This is a genomic window from Nocardiopsis listeri NBRC 13360, assembly GCF_001570765.1.
Classification (GTDB): domain Bacteria; phylum Actinomycetota; class Actinomycetes; order Streptosporangiales; family Streptosporangiaceae; genus Nocardiopsis; species Nocardiopsis listeri.
The window spans coordinates 16,221-31,917 of the sequence record NZ_BCSH01000086.1 but is presented as its reverse complement, the minus strand read 5'-3'; the positions used below and the strand labels follow the sequence as shown (position 1 = coordinate 31,917).

Here is a 15,697-nt window from a genome sequence, read left to right as displayed (position 1 = left end):
TGAGACCGGCCCGCCCGCGGAGATTTCCGCGTTCGTTTCGCTCGGTCTTCACCAACTGTACCCCTGGGTGTGAGTGCTCGTGACGGATTCGGGAAACCTCGTCGGTGTCCTGGCTTACACACCCCGGGTGGAAGGGGCCCGCCCCGTACGGCCACCCCTCACAGCTTCTCGATCGGGGCGTACTTGACGAGGAAGTCCTTCTCCCCGATGTCGGCGCCGAAGTCGATGCGGGCCTTGGTCTTGTCACCCGCCCCGTCGACGAGTTGGACGCGGCCCATCCCGAAGGAGTCGTGGTTGACGAGGTCTCCGACGCTGAGCGTGGGCGCCTCCTTGGCGACCTTCTTCCGGCCACCACCGAAGGTGCCTCCGAAGCCGCCGCCCCCGCCGAAACCGCTTCCACCCGAACCCCCGCCGCGACCACCGCCGATGCTGCGACTGGGCGGCGCTGCCAGGGTGGACTCGGCCCGCTTCCAATCGACGAGGTCCACGGGGATCTCGTCGATGAATCGGGAGGCCGGGTTGTAGGAGGGCGTTCCCCAGGCGCTGCGCACCGCGGCCCGGCTCACGTACAACCGTTCCTGTGCGCGGGTGATGCCCACGTACGCCAACCGGCGTTCCTCCTCCAGCTGGGTCTTGTCACCCAACGTGCGGGTGTGCGGGAAGACGCCGTCCTCCATGCCGCTGAGGAAGACCGCGGGGAACTCCAGTCCCTTGGCGGCGTGCAGGGTCATCAGGGTGACCACGCCGCCCTCATCGTCCTCGTCCGGGATCTGGTCGGTGTCGGCGACCAGGGCGACGCGTTCGAGGAAGTCCACGAGGGTTGGTTCTCCCGGGTCGATGCCCTGGTTCTCCTCACCTTCCAACAGCGCCTCGTCCTCGATGAGCGCGGCGAAGGTGTTCTCGAACTCGCGCGCGACGTCGACGAACTCCTCCAGGTTCTCCACCCGGCTCTCGTCCTGGATGTCCTTGGACTCGGTGAGTTCGGACAGGTATCCGGTCTTGCCCAGCACCATCTCGACGATCTCGGCGGGAGCGCTGCCCGGCACCCCGGCGGCGAGTTCGTCGAGCAGTGCGGTGAAGTTGCGGATGGCGTTGGCCGAACGGGTGGCGATACCCGGTGCCTCCCCGACCCGGCGCAGCGCCTGGGAGAAGGTGATCCGCTCACGCGCGGCGAACAGCTCGATGGACTCCTCGGCGCGGGCACCGATACCGCGCTTGGGCACGTTGAGGATGCGGCGCAGGCTGACGGTGTCCTCGGGGTTGGCCAGCACCCGAAGGTAGGCCAGGATGTCCCGGATCTCCTTGCGCTCGTAGAAGCGCACCCCGCCGACGATCTTGTACGGCAGACCGGTCCGGATGAACACGTCCTCGAACACGCGGGACTGGGCGTTGGTCCGGTAGAACACCGCGACCTGGCTCGGCTTGACGATGCCCTCGTCGGTGAGTTTGTCGATCTCCCCGACCACGAACGCCGCCTCGTCGTGTTCGTTGTCCGCGACGTAGCCGATGATCCGGGGCCCCTCGCCCTGTTCGGACCACAGGTTCTTGGCGGGCCTGCCCTCGTTGCGGTCGATGACCGTGTTGGCGGCGGACAGGATGTTCTGGGTGGAGCGGTAGTTCTGCTCCAGCAGGATGGTGCGCGCGTTCGGGAAGTCGCGTTCGAATTCGAGGATGTTGCGGATGGTCGCGCCGCGGAAGGCGTAGATGGACTGGTCGGCGTCGCCCACCACGCACAGTTCGGCGGGCGGGACCACGGTCGTGTCGGAGTCCTCGGCCGCGCCCACGAGTTCGCGCACGAACACGTACTGGGCGTGGTTGGTGTCCTGGTACTCGTCGACCATGACGTGCCGGAAGCGACGCCGGTAGTACTCGGCGACGTCCGGATACATCTGGAACAGGTTGACGGTGACCATGATCAGGTCGTCGAAGTCCATGGCGCCGGCCTCGTGGAGACGGCGCTGATACAGCCGGTAGGCCTCGGCGAGCTTCTTCTCCTGCTCGTTCTGGGCCTGCTCCGCGAAGGTGTCGTAGTCGATGAGCTCGTTCTTGAGGTTGGACACCTGGAAGCTGAAGGACTTGGGCGGGAACCGCTTGGGGTCCAGGTCCATCTCCTTGCAGACCAACTGCATGAGCCTGGCGGCGTCCGACGCGTCGTAGATGGTGAAGCTGCTCGGGTAGCCGAGTCGGTGCGCCTCCCGACGCAGGATGCGCACGCACGCCGAGTGGAAGGTCATCGTCCACATGGTGTTGGCCGCGCGGGTACCGAGGAGCGCCTCGATGCGTTCCTTCATCTCGGCGGCGGCCTTGTTGGTGAAGGTGATCGCGAGGATCTCCCCCGGGCGCACCCCGCGTTCGGCCATGAGATGGGCGATGCGGTGGGTGAGGACGCGGGTCTTGCCCGATCCCGCGCCCGCGACGATCAGGAGCGGAGAGCCGGAGTGCGTCACGGCGTCGCGCTGGGGACCGTTCAGACCTTCGAGAAGCTGCTCTTGGGAGGACACGCTCTCCAGGTTACGACCGACCGGTGACGGTCGGGTCCACCCCCATCGAACGCGCCCTAGTCTGGTTTCACACCGGGTGCGTATTCTTCCCACCCGGCCCATGTCTGTTTCGGGGGGAGATCGGTCTTGGCTGACCGGAAGACCACGCGTGTGTTCGTCGACTGCGACCCGGGGATCGACGACGCCGTCGCGCTCGCGTACCTGGCGGCGCGGCCTGAGGTGGAGATCCTCGGTGTCGGCGCCGTGTTCGGCAACAACACCGTGACGGTGACCGCGCGCAACGCGCTGCGACTGTTGGCGCTGTACGGCCGCCCCGACGTACCGGTGGCGGTGGGCGCCGGACGTCCGTTGGTGCAGGAGCCGCGACTGGCCGAACACGTCCACGGCGACAACGGGCTGGGGGACGTCGAACTGCCCGAACCCGAGCGTGAGGCGGTGGCGGAGTCCGCCGCCGAGTTGCTGGTCCGGCTGGCCAGGGAGAACCCGGGCGAGCTGGACGTGCTGGCCGTGGGTCCGCTCACCAACGTGGCGATCGCGGTCGGCCTGGAGCCGAGGTTGCCCGAGCTGGTGCGCCGGCTCGTGGTGATGGGCGGCGCCGTCGAGGTGCCGGGGAACGTGGGTTCGCACGCGGAGGCGAACATCGTGAACGACCCCGAGGCGGCCGAGGTGGTCTTCGCCGCCGGGTTCGACCTGGACCTGGTGGCGCTGGACATCACCATGAAGACGGTGGCGACCTCCGACTGGTTGGACCGGCTCAAGGAGGTTCCCGGAGAGCGGGCGGAGCGCACCTCGGCGTTCCTGGACTTCTACGCCGACTTCTACAAGGGCGTCTTCGGGGTGCGCCAGTGCGCCATGCACGATCCCTTGGCCGCCGCCGTGCTGGCCGATCCACACCTGGTCACCGAGGCGTTCGAGGCGCCGATCCGGGTGGAGCTGACCGGTTCGCTGACCCGTGGCATGACCGTGGCCGACCGGCGTCCGCGTCCGGGCCGGGACGAGCGTCGCGTCACCCGCGTGATCACGTCGGTCTCCGGTGACGAGTTCCTGGACCGGATGTTGGACTCGCTGCGCTGATCGGGTCTCGCCCGCCGCGGGTCGGTCAGACCAGGCGGCGGGCGGTCGCCCAACGGCTCAGTTCGTGCCGGTTGGACAACTGGAGCTTGCGCAGCACCGAGGACACGTGGGTCTCCACCGTCTTGACGGAGATGAAGAGCTCCTTGGCGACCTCCTTGTACGCGTAGCCGCGGGCGATGTGCCGCAGGACCTCGCGTTCGCGCTGGGTGAGGCGGTCCAGCTCGGGGTCGACCGGGGGCGCGTCGGTGGCGGAGAAGGCGTCCAGCACGAAACCGGCCAGGCGCGGTGAGAACACGGCGTCTCCGTCGGCGACCCGGACGATGGCGTTGGACAGGTCCTTGCCGGAGATGGTCTTGGTGACGTAGCCGCGCGCGCCGCCGCGGACCACTCCGATGACGTCCTCGGCCGCGTCGGAGACCGACAGGGCGAGGAACCTGATCTGGGGGTGTTTGGCGAGGACGCGCCGGAGCACCTCCACTCCCCCACCACCCGGCAGGTGCACGTCGAGGAGGACCAGGTCGGGCTTGGTCTCTCCGATGACGTGCACGGCGCTGTCGACATCACCGGCCTCTCCGATGACCTCGACCGTGTCGCCGAGTTCGCCGCGCACACCGCTGCGGAACAGCCGGTGGTCGTCCACGATCACGACACGGGGGATCGCGTCTCCGTCGCTGAAGGTCGTGCTCTCTTCTCCCACACCCAGAACCCTACCCCGCCCGGAAGTCGCTCACAGGTCGAGGATGCGGGGCATCCGGAGTTGGACCTCGGTGCCCTCGCCCGGTTCGGTGCGGATGCGCGCGGAGCCGCCGTGGCGTTCCATGCGGCCGAGGATGGAGCCGCGCACGCCCATGCGGTCCTCGGGGATGGCGTCGAGGTCGAAGCCGGCCCCGCGGTCGCGGACGAACACCAGGACCTCCTTCTCCTCGACCTCGCCGAATACGGAGATGTCGTCGCTGCCGGCGTACTTGGAGGCGTTGACCATGGCCTCGCGGGCGGCGCGCAGGAGTGCGGAGAGTCCGTCGTCCATGGCGCAGTCGCCCACGCACACCACTTCGAGGGGCACTCCGTGCTCCTCCTCGACCTCGGCGGCCACGCGTTCGAGGGCGGGCGAGACGGTGGTCTCGGCGTCGGCGGGACGCTGGTAGAGCCAGCTGCGCAGGGCGCGTTCCTGCACGCGGGCCAGGCGTTGGACCTCTCGGGGATCCTCCGCGCGACGCTGGATCAGGGTGAGGGTGTGCAGGACGGAGTCGTGGATGTGGGCGGCGAGTTCGGCGCGTTCGGCGTTGCGGACGCGTTCACGGCGTTCGGCGTCGCGTTCGCGGACCAGACCGATGATCCAGGGCGCGGCGACCAGGGTGATGCCCGCGAGGAGCGTGAACGCGAAGCTGAGTCCGGCGCGGGCGTCCTGGAGTTGTTGTTGGAACGCCATGAAGCCGATGACGCCGATGACGATGAGCAGGACACCGGCGCCGGTGCGCATGAGGCCCTTGGGGCCGGCGCGCCTGACGGTGCTGGTCATCCACTCGTCGCGTTGAGCGGGGTTGGCCTGCTGCCACAGGATGGTGGCGCCGAGCGCGCCGAAGACGATGAACCACAGCAGTGGGTCGAAGACGCCGCCGAAGACGAGGAAGAGCATCCCGAGGGCGGCGGCCAGGCCGACGTAGGCGACGATCTGCGAGATGTCGCGACCCTTGCGACGGTTGTCGGCGGCCGGTTCGGCGCCCTCCTCGACCTCCGCTTCGGGGAGGATGAAGTAGAGGGCCGCGTACACGGCGATGCCGATGCCGCCGACGCCCAGCGCCATGAAGGCGAGCCGGACCACGACGGGATCGATGCCCAGGTGTCGGGCCACGCCGACGGCGACTCCACCGAGGAGCCGTCCCTCGACGGCGCGGGTGAGCCGCGGGGTTCCCACGACCGTCGTTGCCACCGCCCGATCACCGCTTTCGTCCGATCCCCTGCGTACTCCTCCAGGATGCCTTGTGCGCGGCGCGCCGACATCGGGGACGCACCCGGGGACCGTGGGGTGCTCTGGTCAGGGTGGGATCAGGGTCGTCCCGGATTCCCTCTTGGACGGGTCAGAGGCGACGATGGTTCCATGGGAAGGTGCGGTGAGCGATGATGACGGACGGTCGGTCCTCTGACACGCCGGCTGCCGCGGAGGTTCCGCCGGAGCCGGGGCCGGAGCTGCGCCGCAACGACGACCATCGGGTGATCGCCGGGGTGTGCGCCGGGCTCGGCGCGTACACGGGGATCGACCCGGTGTTGTGGCGGACGGGGTTCGTCCTGACCCTTTTCGCCGGTGGTACGGGGTTGTTCCTGTACGTCGCGGCGTGGGTGCTGATGCGCGATCCGCAAGGGGGTCCGGCCACCTTCGAGCAGATGCTGGATCGGGCCTTCCCCTCGCGTGCGGTCCCCAAGTTGTTGGCCGTGGGGTTGATGGCGGTGACCGCGATGAGCCTGGTGGGAGGGTTCGGCTGGGGCACGATGATCCTGGCGATCCCTCTGGTGCTGGGGTTGTTGACCGCCCGGAGTCGGGGGGTCGACCTGCGGGCCTCGTTCTCGGGGCTGCGCGCGGACCTGGCCGAGCGGGAACCGCCACCGACCGGACCGGCGCCACAGCCCAGCGCCGCCTACTACAACCCGGCGCAGCCGTGGGCATCGGCCCCGAACGGCCCGGTGGACCTGGCGGTGGTCTCGGAGCGCACCTCCCGCGACGGTGAGGACACCGACGGGGACGACGAGGACGAAGACTCCGAGGGTGGGTTCGACGACGGAGCCCGGGGGTGCCGGGGCCGGCGCGGGCCCCGTTCATCGCCGTTGGCCTCGTTCGCGTTGTGGACCGTGGTGATCATGGCGGTCGTGTGGGTGGTCGTCGCACCGAGCCTGGGGTCGCCGTACTCCGAGATGGGCGGCGTCGGTCTGTTGTTCGGCCCGGACCTCGGGATCTACTTCATGGCCGCGGCCACCGCGGTGATCGGTCTGTTCGCGCTGATCGGCGCCTTCGCGGGCAACCCACGCGGGTTGGGGTTCCTCGGATCCCTGGCGGTGTTGTGCACGCTCACCGTCACCATGACCGACGTCACCGAGTGGCGGGCCGGCGGGGAGGTGTGGCGGCCCGAGTCGGCCGCCGAGGCCGAGTCCTGGGACCCGCGGTTGAGTCTGGGCGAGGGAACGCTCGACCTCTCCGGTCTCGACGGAAGGTTGGAGCCCGGCCAGAGCGTGGACGTCACGGCCCGTGTCGACCAGGGGAGGTTGGTCGTGCTGATACCCGACGGCATGCGGGTCGAACTGGAGGGACACGTGACGTTCGGGGCCGTGCACACCCCGGAGGAGGGAGACGACGACCGACACGGGTACGACCTCACGTACGAGGAGTCGTTCGAGCCGGTCGGACCACTACCGCGATCCGAGGTCGCGGAGGTACCCGTGGTGAACGTGGAGACCGACACCAGGGTCGGAGTACTGGAGGTTCGCTATGACCAAGCGCGGGATTGACGGCGGCTCGCTGGTCGCCGGGGTGCTCTTCCTCGGCCTGGCGGTCGTGTTCGTCGTGCAGGGCAGCGGGTCCTGGGACTTCAACGCCCTGTGGCTGCTCCCGGTACTGTTCGCGGGCCTGGGGCTGGCCGGGGTGGCCCGGGCACTGCTGCGTTCGCGCCCGGACCCGTCGGGGACTCCGGAGGCTCAGGACCCGGCCAAGGCCTCCGAGGACTGAGCCGGTCGGTGCTCCGCGATGGCCGCGAACTCCTCGATCCCCAAGGACTCGCCTCGCGTCCTCGGGTCGATGCCGGCGGCGCGCAGGGCCACCTCGGCGGCGGGCGCGGACCCGGCCCAGCCGGCCAGGGCCGCCCGTAGGGTCTTGCGGCGCTGCGCGAAGGCGGCGTCGATCACCGCGAAGACCTCCGCGCGACGCGCCTTGGTGGTGGGGGCGGGGCGGCGCACGAGTTCCACCAGCCCGGAGTCGACCTTGGGCGCGGGCCAGAACACGTTGCGACCCACCGCGCCGGCTCGTTTGGCCGCGGCGTACCAGGCGACCTTCGCGGAGGGCACTCCGTAGATACGACCGCCGGGGGTCGCGGTGATCCGGTCGGCGACCTCGGACTGCACCATGACCAGCACCCGCCGCAGGGACGGCAGCAGTTCGAGCAGGTGCAGCAGTACCGGGACCGACACGTTGTAGGGCAGGTTGGCGACCAACGCGGTGGGTTCCGGCCCGGGGAGTTCGGTGATGCGCATGGCGTCATCGGGAACGACGGTGAGCCGGGCGGCGAGATCGGGCGCGTGGGCGGCGACGGTGCCGGGCAGGGCCTCGGCGAGCGCCGGGTCGATCTCGATCGCGGTGACCTGTCGCACGTGCGGCAGGAGGGCGAGGGTGAGGGATCCGAGTCCCGGCCCCACCTCGACGACCACGTCGTCGGCGCCGACGCCCGCCACGCGGACGATGCGGCGGACGGTGCCGTGGTCGATGACGAAGTTCTGGCCCAGGGTCTTGGTGGGCCGGATGCCGAATCGCTCGGCGAGCTCACGTACGTCGGCGGGGGTGAGCAGGCGGGAGTGCTCGGCGGGGTCGGGTGCGGGTGTCTGTGTCACCCCCACATCTTGCCGGCCACCGCCCACCCGCTCGTCCCTTCAGTCGAAGAGGTGTGTCCCGCACTGTGGCCATTGGCTCCGCCAGTTCCCGTCGACGGTTTCGTAGAGCGCCCGGGCCCGACTGGTCTGCTCGCCCGGGCTCGCCTCCGAGGGCAGACCGCTGCCGCCGATCGACTCCCAGGTGGTGACGCTGAATTGGTAGAGACCGTGGTAACCGCCCGCGGAGTCGACCGCCGTGGGGTCGCCGCCCGACTCGCACTGGGCGAGCCCGGGCCGGTCGAAGCCGGCCGCGGCGCCGCTCGCGTCGGGGGTGGGGTCCTCCTCCACCTTGATGCCGACCTTCACCGGACCCTCCACGGGTTCGGTGACGACCGCGACCACGACGAGGCGGGGGACGGGGAGTGGTGCGCGCCTTCGTCCCTTGGCGCTGCGTCCGCCGGGCATGGGTGCACCACCCTTCTTTCGAGGTGGGGCAGGGTCACACCAATACCACGCTGAGTAAAGGATTTGTTACCGAACGAAAATAGGGACTGGCGCTGGAGGGGCCCGACCTGCACAATGAACCGAACGTCGTTCTAGTACCGCTCGCGTCCGAAAGGCACCCATGGGACCTCTCAACGGAATCCGCGTCGTCGAGTTCACCGGTATCGGACCGGCTCCGATGACGGGCATGCTCCTCGCCGACCTGGGAGCCGACGTCATCCGGGTCGATCGCCCCCAGACCACCGAGGCCCTTCGCTCTGGCGCCCCCGGCCCGCACCTGAGCGAGGGCCGGACCGTGGTCGGCGCCGACCTCAAGTCCGAGGAGGGCCTGAAACTCGCCCGCGACCTGATCTCCCGGGCCGACGTGCTCCTGGAGGGGTTCCGTCCCGGAGTGATGGAACGTCGCGGGCTGAGCCCCGACGACTGCCTCGAACTGAACCCGCGCCTGGTGTACGCGCGCGTCACCGGATGGGGCCAGGAGGGCCCGCTGGCCCACACCGCCGGGCACGACATGAACTACATCTCCGTGAACGGCGCCCTGCACTCCCTCGGCCGCGCCGGTGGCCCACCGGTCCCCCCGGTCAACCTCCTGGGCGACTTCGCCGGCGGCACCATGTTCACCGTCACCGGGATCCTCGCCGCGCTGGTGGAACGGCAGACCTCCGGACGCGGTCAGGTGGTCGACGCGGCGATGGTGGACGGCAGCGCCCTGCTCATGTCGATGCTGCACGAGGACCGTGCACGCGGCTTCTGGAGCGACGAGCGCGGAACCAACTACCTCGACACGGGGGCGCCCTGGTACGACGTCTACGAGTGCGCCGACGGCCGCCACGTTTCCGTGGGCTGCATCGAACCACAGTTCTACGCCGCGTTCCTCGAGGGGACCGGTTTGGCGGGCGAGGACCTCCCCGACCAGTGGGACACCGGAAAGTGGCCGCTGTTGCGGGCACGATTCGCCGAGGTGTTGCGCACCCGCACCCGGGACGAATGGGGTGCGGTGTTCGAGGGCACCGACGCCTGTGTCATGCCGATCCTGTCCCTGGCGGAGGCCCCCGACCACCCGCACGTGCGGGCCCGTGGGGCACTCACCCGCCAGGGCGACCGGGTCATCGCCGGCCCCGCGCCCCGTTTCGATCGCACGCCCGGCGAGGTCACCCGCGGCAGGCCGCTCCCGGAGACCGAGGAGACCCTGAAGCGATGGGGCGTCCAGGACTGATCCCCACGGGAGCGACCCGAGGGTTCCGGAACCGCCGCTTCCCTCCACCCGCTCCCCCCGATCACCAGGGTGGGAGCGACCGGCAGGGCGAACGCGCGGTCAGGGGGCCGCCATGGCACCGACTCCGGCGGGTGGTCGCGCGGATCCCGGGCCTGGCGGTGACCTCGATGATCATCGCGGAGATGCGCGTCACCGTGACGCGACTCGCGGCGGCGGAGGTGAGGGCGGTGATGGTGATCACCCTGTCGGCCCGGGTGGACCATCTGCGTCCGACCACGGAGCGCAGTCACTTCGGCGCTTTCGCCGAACAGGTGCTGGACGGGGATGCGGGGCCCTGGTGTTCCTTTTCGCTGTCCTCAACCGGCCAACGATTCGGGGGTGTCGATTCCGACACCGGCACTGACCGTCGCGGTTCATCGTCCCCTTCGGCCTGCGTGTGGGCACCCCGACAACGGAATCAGGACGCATCCCCTACACCATCGGCACCAGCAAAGGCAAACCACACAGGCACGGGCATGCGTCACTCACGTCACGAATAGGCCACGACCCTGTGGTAAGGTCCGTGGCTGTAACGACCCCGGTGAACCGAGATCCCAGCAGGCACCGCGGCCCCGGGGAGTGGGGCCCACGCCAGGCTCCGGGCCGGCCGTCGACCCCGACGCGGTACACCGGGGAATGACCGTCGACACCGGTGGGTTTCAGACCAAAGGGCCGTATCGATCTCGGCCCATGACGTACCCCGTCGAACCCGGGTCCGTCGAACACCGATCCTCACAGCCCTTGATCATTCGTCGTCATCGATGACAAGCATCGCTTCAGGAACTTTCGGGCCCGGCCCGGGCGTTCCAGGAGTGCCGTGCTTTTCCGAGCAAACCTGGCGAGAAAGGCGTTTCCTCCCCCGGCATCCGGTCCGGGGTATCACGCAAGGAACTTGATGAACCATCAGTTTGGCTCACGCGGTAAAGCAACCAACGCACCGGTCGCCACACGTCCCGGGTGGGACGGCTTGTGGTCCGCCTCGCCGACCCATCGGGCTGGGCCCGAGTACGCCGGAGTCGCAATGCCCGACCTGACCATCGTTTCCACCCTCCACGAGTCCGGACTCGTCCTGGCCTTGGACGGGGAGATCGACATGGCCACCGAGGCCCGCTTCCAGGACGCCGCCACGGGGGCCCTGACCACGCAGCCGTTCGGCCGCGTCGTACTGGACTGCACCGACCTGCGTTTCATCGACTCCAGTGGCCTGCGCGTCCTGATCCGCTCGCACAAGTTCGCCAAGGAACAGCGGGCGTTGCTGGTGATCGCCGCCGCTCCGCCACGGGTCCTACAGACCCTGCGCATCACGTCCCTGGACACCCGCATCCCGGTGTTCGACTCGGTCTCACAGGCGCTCGCCGCGCCGCAGACCGCCTGACGGAAGCGCCCTTTCACCGGAACAGGAGCATCCACACGCCCAGGGCGGTGACGGCGATGTTCACGAGCAGGAACACCATCACCCACAGGGTGCCCGGCAGGCCCGTGAGCCGGGCGAGCTGGTCGGCGTCCGAGTGCGGGGAGGGCTGGCGCATTCGCTGGCCCTGTAGCTCGATGACGGGACGCACACCCGCGAAGAGCAGGAACCAGATGAACAGGTAGGCGAAGGCCGCCTGGACCTCGTGCGGGGTGAACCAGCTGATGCCGAAGACCACGGCGCCGGTCACCACGATGGAGATCACGCCGTAGAGGTTGCGGATCATCAGCAACATGGCGGCGAGCACGACGATGCTCAGCCACAGCAGCGCGGTGATACGGCCCGACATCAGCATGAGGATGCCGAGGAGACCGATGACGGTGGGCGCGACGTAGCCGGCGAACACCGTGAGGATCATCCCGATGCCGGTGGGTTTGCCTCGGGAGACCGTCACCCCGGAGGTGTCGGAGTGCAGGCGGATCCCGGTCAGCTGTCGGCCGCTGATCAGCGCCACGATCGCGTGTCCGCCCTCGTGCGCGATGGTGACGACGTTGCGCGCCACCCGCCATGGCGGACCGAGCAATACGGCCGCCAGGGCGATGGCGGCCGCCAGGGCGATGATCCACTGTTCCGGGTCGGGCTGGACGGACAACACGTCCTGCCACACGTCACCGAAGCTCGTTGCACCCACTGGTCTCCCGATTTCCACATCGACCGTCGTCAACGAACCCGCGCTTGCCGACGCCTCGGTGGCCGGGGGGCGAGGGGATTCGCGGGCCCTTGCCGAACTTTAGGTCATTTCGTCGACCACCGGGGACGTGCTCCTCAGGCCTGCTCGGCGACCCGTTTGAGACGGACCAGGGTCTCCTCGATCCCACGGGCGTTGCGGGCCGGGGCCCCGGACAGGACGTAGAAGAGCGTCTGTCCCCGCGTGTAGTCGAAGGTCTCCGTGACGAGGGTCCGTCCCAGGTCCACCTCCTCCAGCTCATAGCGCCAGCGGTGCGATCCCACGTGCTTCCAGGCGATGAGCCGATCCTCCTCGAACTCCACCACCCGATTGGTCATCCGGTAGGGCAACCCCATCATCCGCATGTCCATGCCGAACTCCGAGTCCGACTCCAGCCGGTCCGGCCCGAAGACCGCCCCGCGCACCGTGCCGGACCCGTCGAGTTCGGGATGCCGAGCGGGGTCGGCGAGCAGATCGAAGATCCTCTTGACCGGAGCATCGACCACGACGCTCCGCGCCACCATGTGTTCAGCCATGCACGCATCATGTCACTCCCGCACATGGTGACGCTCCACCGCGGCCAGGGCACCGTCGACGGACACGTGCAGCACCCAGAACGACCCCTTGCGCAGCCCCCTACGCTGGGGAGATGGCGCGTCGAACCGGGTGAGCGCCTCGGTCAACAGCTCCGGGACCAACTCCCCATGGGTGCACACCACTGTGGGGAGCCCATCGTCGAGGAGTCGCGTGAACGCCTCCCGGGCCCGCGCCACCTCGTGACCCCGGCCGCCCCGACCCACCGTGAAGGCGGGTTCGGTGCGCATCCCCGTGTCACACTCGACCGTGTACGGCAGCAGCGACTCGGCGCACCGCGCCGCCGACGACGACACCGCGCGCAGGTTCCCGTAGGCGCCGAGCACCCTGGGCAGCGCCAGGGCGTCGGCACGCCCCGTCTCGTCGAGTGGGCGCAGCAGGTCGTCGCCGTCCCAGGAGCGTTTGTCCCCCGCGGACAGGTGCCGCAACAGGACGATGGGGAAGGTCCGGGCGGGACCGGCCCGAAAGTCGTCGATGACCTTGGCGTCGTGTGCGTAGGTGAGTCGCTCTCCGGCCCGCTCCACCGGCACCCACTCGACGCACTCGATCTCGTCGTTGGGTTCGTAGTCGATCTCCCCACCCGGGTTTCGGGGGGTCGCCGCCCACCACTCCACCCGTTTTGGCCAACCGTCCTTGAGGTAGCGTCGCGTCGGCAGCCGACGGCCGAGCACGGGGACCAGACCGGTCTCCTCCTCGACCTCGCGGACCGCCCCACCGATGGGGTGCTCACCGTTCTTCGGCTTGCCCTTGGGCAGGGTCCGGTCACCGTGGTTCGGACGGCGGACGAGTACGACCTCAAGGCCGTTTCCGCCCTCGCGCCACAGGACGGCACCGCCGGCCCGGATGGGTTCCAGGTAGCCGCCCGGGTTCACGCGTCCACCGCCCGTAGGTGACGGTCACCGCGAAGGATCTCCTGGAGGTCGCCGAGTCGCCCGCCCTCCTCATCGTGGGTGGCACGGTCCCACGTCCCGTCGGGTCGCATGTGCCAGGTGGAGGTGCTGTCGGCCATCGCCAGGTCCATCAGGGCGACCAGGCGACCACACTGTTCGGGGTCGGCGACGCGCACCAGCGCCTCCACCCGACGGTCGAGGTTGCGCGGCATCAGGTCGGCGCTGCCGATCCACACCTGGGGTCGCCGACCGTTGGCGAAGACGAACACCCGGGAGTGTTCCAGGAACCGGCCGAGGACGCTGCGGACCCGGATGTTCTCCGACAACCCGGGCACACCGGGGCGCAGGACACAGCTGCCACGCACCCACAGGTCCACGTCGACCCCCGATCGGGAGGCCCGGTAGAGGGCGTCGATGATCTCTTCGTCCACCAACGAGTTGACCTTGATGCGGATGCGCGCGGGCTCGCCCTTCTCCGCGTTGGCGATCTCGGTGTCGATGTGTCGGAGCAGACCGGAGCGCAACCCGGACGGCGCCACCATGAGCCTCCGGTAGCGCTGCCCGTGGGAGAACCCGGTGAGGCTGTTGAACAGGTCGCTGACGTCCTCGCCCACGTCGGCCGCGGCGCTGAACAGGCCCAGGTCCTCGTACACGCGTGCGGTGCTCGGGTTGTAGTTGCCGGTGCCGATGTGGCAGTAGCGGCGCAGTAGGCCTTCGTCGTCCTGGCGGATGACCATGGAGAGCTTGCAGTGGGTCTTGAGGCCGATCACGCCATAGACCACGTGGCAGCCCGCCTCCTCCAGCTTGCGGGCCCACTGGATGTTGTTCTGCTCGTCGAAGCGGGCCTTGACCTCCACCAGGACCACGACCTCCTTGCCCTCGCGGGCCGCTTCGATGAGCGACTCCACGATGGGAGAGTCTCCGCTGGTGCGGTACAGGGTCTGTTTGATCGCCACGACCTTCGGGTCGGTCGCGGCCAGCGCGAGGAAGCGCTCGGTGGTGGTGGCGAAGGACTCGTAGGGATGGTGGACGAGGATCTCGCGTTCGAGGACGGCGGCGAACAGGTCTCCGGAGGTCAGCGCGCGCGGTTCGACCGGAACCATCGGTTGGTGGCTCAGGTCGGGACGATCGGCGTCCGCGATCTGGGAGAGTCCGGAGAGGTTGAGGGGGCCGGGCACCCGGTAGATCTCCTCGTCCTCGGCACCGAGCTCGTTGGTGAGGATGGTCAGGACCGCGTCGCTGATGCTCTCCTCCACCTCGAGTCGTACGAGGGGTCCGAAGCGGCGACGCAGGAGTTCGTTCTCCAGGGACTGGACGAGGTCGTCGGTCTCGTCCTCGTCGACCTCCAGGTCGGCGTTGCGGGTGACACGGAAGGCGTGGTGTTCGACCACCTCCATGCCCTCGAACAGCCGGGGCAGGTGGGCGGCGATGATGTCCTCGACCGGGACGTAGCGGCCGCCCCCGTGCTCGGTGAGTTCGATGAAGCGCGGCAGGGAGGCGGGCACCTTGACCCGTGCGAACATGCGTCGGTCGTCGCCGGGGTCCCGGACGGTGACGGCGAGGTTCAGTGAGCGACCGGAGATGTAGGGGAACGGGTGCGCCGAGTCGACGGCGAAGGGCGTCACCAGAGGGTAGACGGAGCGGTCGAAGTATCCGTGCAGGTACTCGCGTTCGCCGGTGGCCAGCTCGTTCCAGCGGACGATGCCGATGCCCTCCTGTGCGAGGGCCGGGGCGACGCTCTCCTTGAAGCAGGCGGTCTGTCGTGACACGAGTTCGTGTGTGAACAGGGAGACCCGCTCCAGCAGGGCCCTGGGGTGGTGCCCGCTGGCGGAGGGCACCGAGAGGCCGGTGGCCAGGCGTCGTTTGAGTCCGGCGACGCGCACCATGAAGAACTCGTCGAGGTTGCTGGAGAAGATGGCGAGGAACCGCGCCCGTTCCAACAGGGGGACGTCCTCGTCCTCGGCGAGTTCGAGGACCCGCTGGTTGAAGCGGAGCCACCCTTCCTCACGGTCCATGAATCTGTCGGGGAACGGTTCCGCGTCGCCGGTCTCCGCGGGTGTCGGCGCTGTTTCCGTGCTCACAGGTGGCAGACTCCCCCTCTTTCATGACCACGCGGTGACATCCCCATTAGAGGGAAATGACCGCGATGAGGCCCTTATGCATCATCTGTAC

Annotated in this window: 15 protein-coding genes; 5 read left to right on the top strand and 10 right to left on the bottom strand. The window is 69.0% G+C overall.

What is annotated here, in order from left to right; genetic code table 11:
* Positions 1-158 precede the first annotated feature (158 nt).
* A complete protein-coding gene (gene pcrA, locus NLI01S_RS22370; RefSeq protein WP_067607995.1) occupies positions 159-2,501 on the bottom strand; it encodes a DNA helicase PcrA in 2,343 nt (780 codons plus the stop codon).
* 126 nt (positions 2,502-2,627) lie between these two features.
* Between pcrA and NLI01S_RS22365 the strand changes: the two genes are divergently transcribed.
* Entirely contained in the window at positions 2,628-3,575 is a 948-nt protein-coding gene (locus NLI01S_RS22365) for a nucleoside hydrolase (RefSeq protein WP_223809337.1), read from the top strand.
* Positions 3,576-3,600: 25 nt separating this feature from the next.
* Here the strand turns inward: NLI01S_RS22365 and NLI01S_RS22360 are convergent, their stop codons facing one another.
* Both NLI01S_RS22360 and NLI01S_RS22355 read right to left on the bottom strand, forming a co-directional pair.
* Positions 3,601-4,272: a response regulator gene (locus NLI01S_RS22360; RefSeq protein ID WP_067607988.1), complete on the bottom strand. Its 672-nt coding sequence runs from the start codon at positions 4,270-4,272 to the stop codon at positions 3,601-3,603.
* 30 nt (positions 4,273-4,302) lie between these two features.
* Positions 4,303-5,490, bottom strand: coding sequence for an ATP-binding protein (locus NLI01S_RS22355; protein WP_157091106.1), 1,188 nt, complete (start codon positions 5,488-5,490; stop codon positions 4,303-4,305).
* Between the two features lie 203 nt (positions 5,491-5,693).
* Here NLI01S_RS22355 and NLI01S_RS22350 point away from each other — a divergent pair, with 203 nt between their 5' ends.
* The gene (locus NLI01S_RS22350; RefSeq protein ID WP_223809336.1) at positions 5,694-7,073 is read left to right on the top strand and encodes a PspC domain-containing protein; all 1,380 of its coding nucleotides are present in this window, start codon (positions 5,694-5,696) and stop codon (positions 7,071-7,073) included.
* A complete protein-coding gene (locus tag NLI01S_RS22345) occupies positions 7,054-7,290 on the top strand; it encodes a hypothetical protein (protein ID WP_067607981.1) in 237 nt (78 codons plus the stop codon). Before NLI01S_RS22350 ends, NLI01S_RS22345 begins: the two co-directional genes overlap by 20 nt.
* Here the strand turns inward: NLI01S_RS22345 and rsmA are convergent.
* Complete coding sequence (rsmA, locus tag NLI01S_RS22340) at positions 7,260-8,171, bottom strand: 16S rRNA (adenine(1518)-N(6)/adenine(1519)-N(6))-dimethyltransferase RsmA (protein ID WP_067607978.1); 912 nt, start codon at positions 8,169-8,171, stop codon at positions 7,260-7,262. The two genes, NLI01S_RS22345 and rsmA, sit on opposite strands and share 31 nt — an antisense overlap.
* Positions 8,172-8,204: 33 nt before the next feature.
* Positions 8,205-8,609 (bottom strand): transglycosylase family protein, encoded by a 405-nt coding sequence (locus NLI01S_RS22335; RefSeq protein WP_084392810.1) that lies wholly within the window; start codon positions 8,607-8,609, stop codon positions 8,205-8,207.
* A 160-nt stretch (positions 8,610-8,769) separates the two neighbouring features.
* Here NLI01S_RS22335 and NLI01S_RS22330 point away from each other — a divergent pair, with 160 nt between their 5' ends.
* Complete coding sequence (locus NLI01S_RS22330) at positions 8,770-9,864, top strand: CaiB/BaiF CoA transferase family protein (RefSeq protein WP_067607970.1); 1,095 nt, start codon at positions 8,770-8,772, stop codon at positions 9,862-9,864.
* Positions 9,865-9,925: 61 nt separating this feature from the next.
* Here NLI01S_RS22330 and NLI01S_RS22325 read toward each other — a convergent pair whose 3' ends face one another.
* Positions 9,926-10,141 carry a hypothetical protein gene (locus NLI01S_RS22325; protein ID WP_067607967.1) on the bottom strand — a complete coding sequence of 72 codons (216 nt, stop codon included), beginning with the start codon at positions 10,139-10,141 and terminating at the stop codon, positions 9,926-9,928.
* 783 nt (positions 10,142-10,924) lie between these two features.
* Here NLI01S_RS22325 and NLI01S_RS22320 point away from each other — a divergent pair.
* Positions 10,925-11,278, top strand: coding sequence for an STAS domain-containing protein (locus NLI01S_RS22320; protein ID WP_067607964.1), 354 nt, complete (start codon positions 10,925-10,927; stop codon positions 11,276-11,278).
* Between the two features lie 13 nt (positions 11,279-11,291).
* Here NLI01S_RS22320 and NLI01S_RS22315 read toward each other — a convergent pair whose 3' ends face one another.
* The 4 genes from NLI01S_RS22315 to NLI01S_RS22300 form a co-directional block, all read right to left on the bottom strand.
* On the bottom strand, positions 11,292-11,981 hold the full coding sequence (locus NLI01S_RS22315; protein ID WP_067607961.1) for a M50 family metallopeptidase: 690 nt from the start codon (positions 11,979-11,981) through the stop codon (positions 11,292-11,294).
* A 158-nt stretch (positions 11,982-12,139) separates the two neighbouring features.
* Complete coding sequence (locus NLI01S_RS22310; RefSeq protein WP_067607958.1) at positions 12,140-12,577, bottom strand: SRPBCC family protein; 438 nt, start codon at positions 12,575-12,577, stop codon at positions 12,140-12,142.
* 12 nt (positions 12,578-12,589) lie between these two features.
* Positions 12,590-13,507 (bottom strand): NUDIX hydrolase, encoded by a 918-nt coding sequence (locus NLI01S_RS22305; protein WP_067607955.1) that lies wholly within the window; start codon positions 13,505-13,507, stop codon positions 12,590-12,592.
* A complete protein-coding gene (locus NLI01S_RS22300; protein ID WP_084392808.1) occupies positions 13,504-15,606 on the bottom strand; it encodes an RNA degradosome polyphosphate kinase in 2,103 nt (700 codons plus the stop codon). The genes NLI01S_RS22305 and NLI01S_RS22300 overlap by 4 nt, the downstream gene beginning before the upstream one ends.
* Positions 15,607-15,697: the final 91 nt, after the last annotated feature.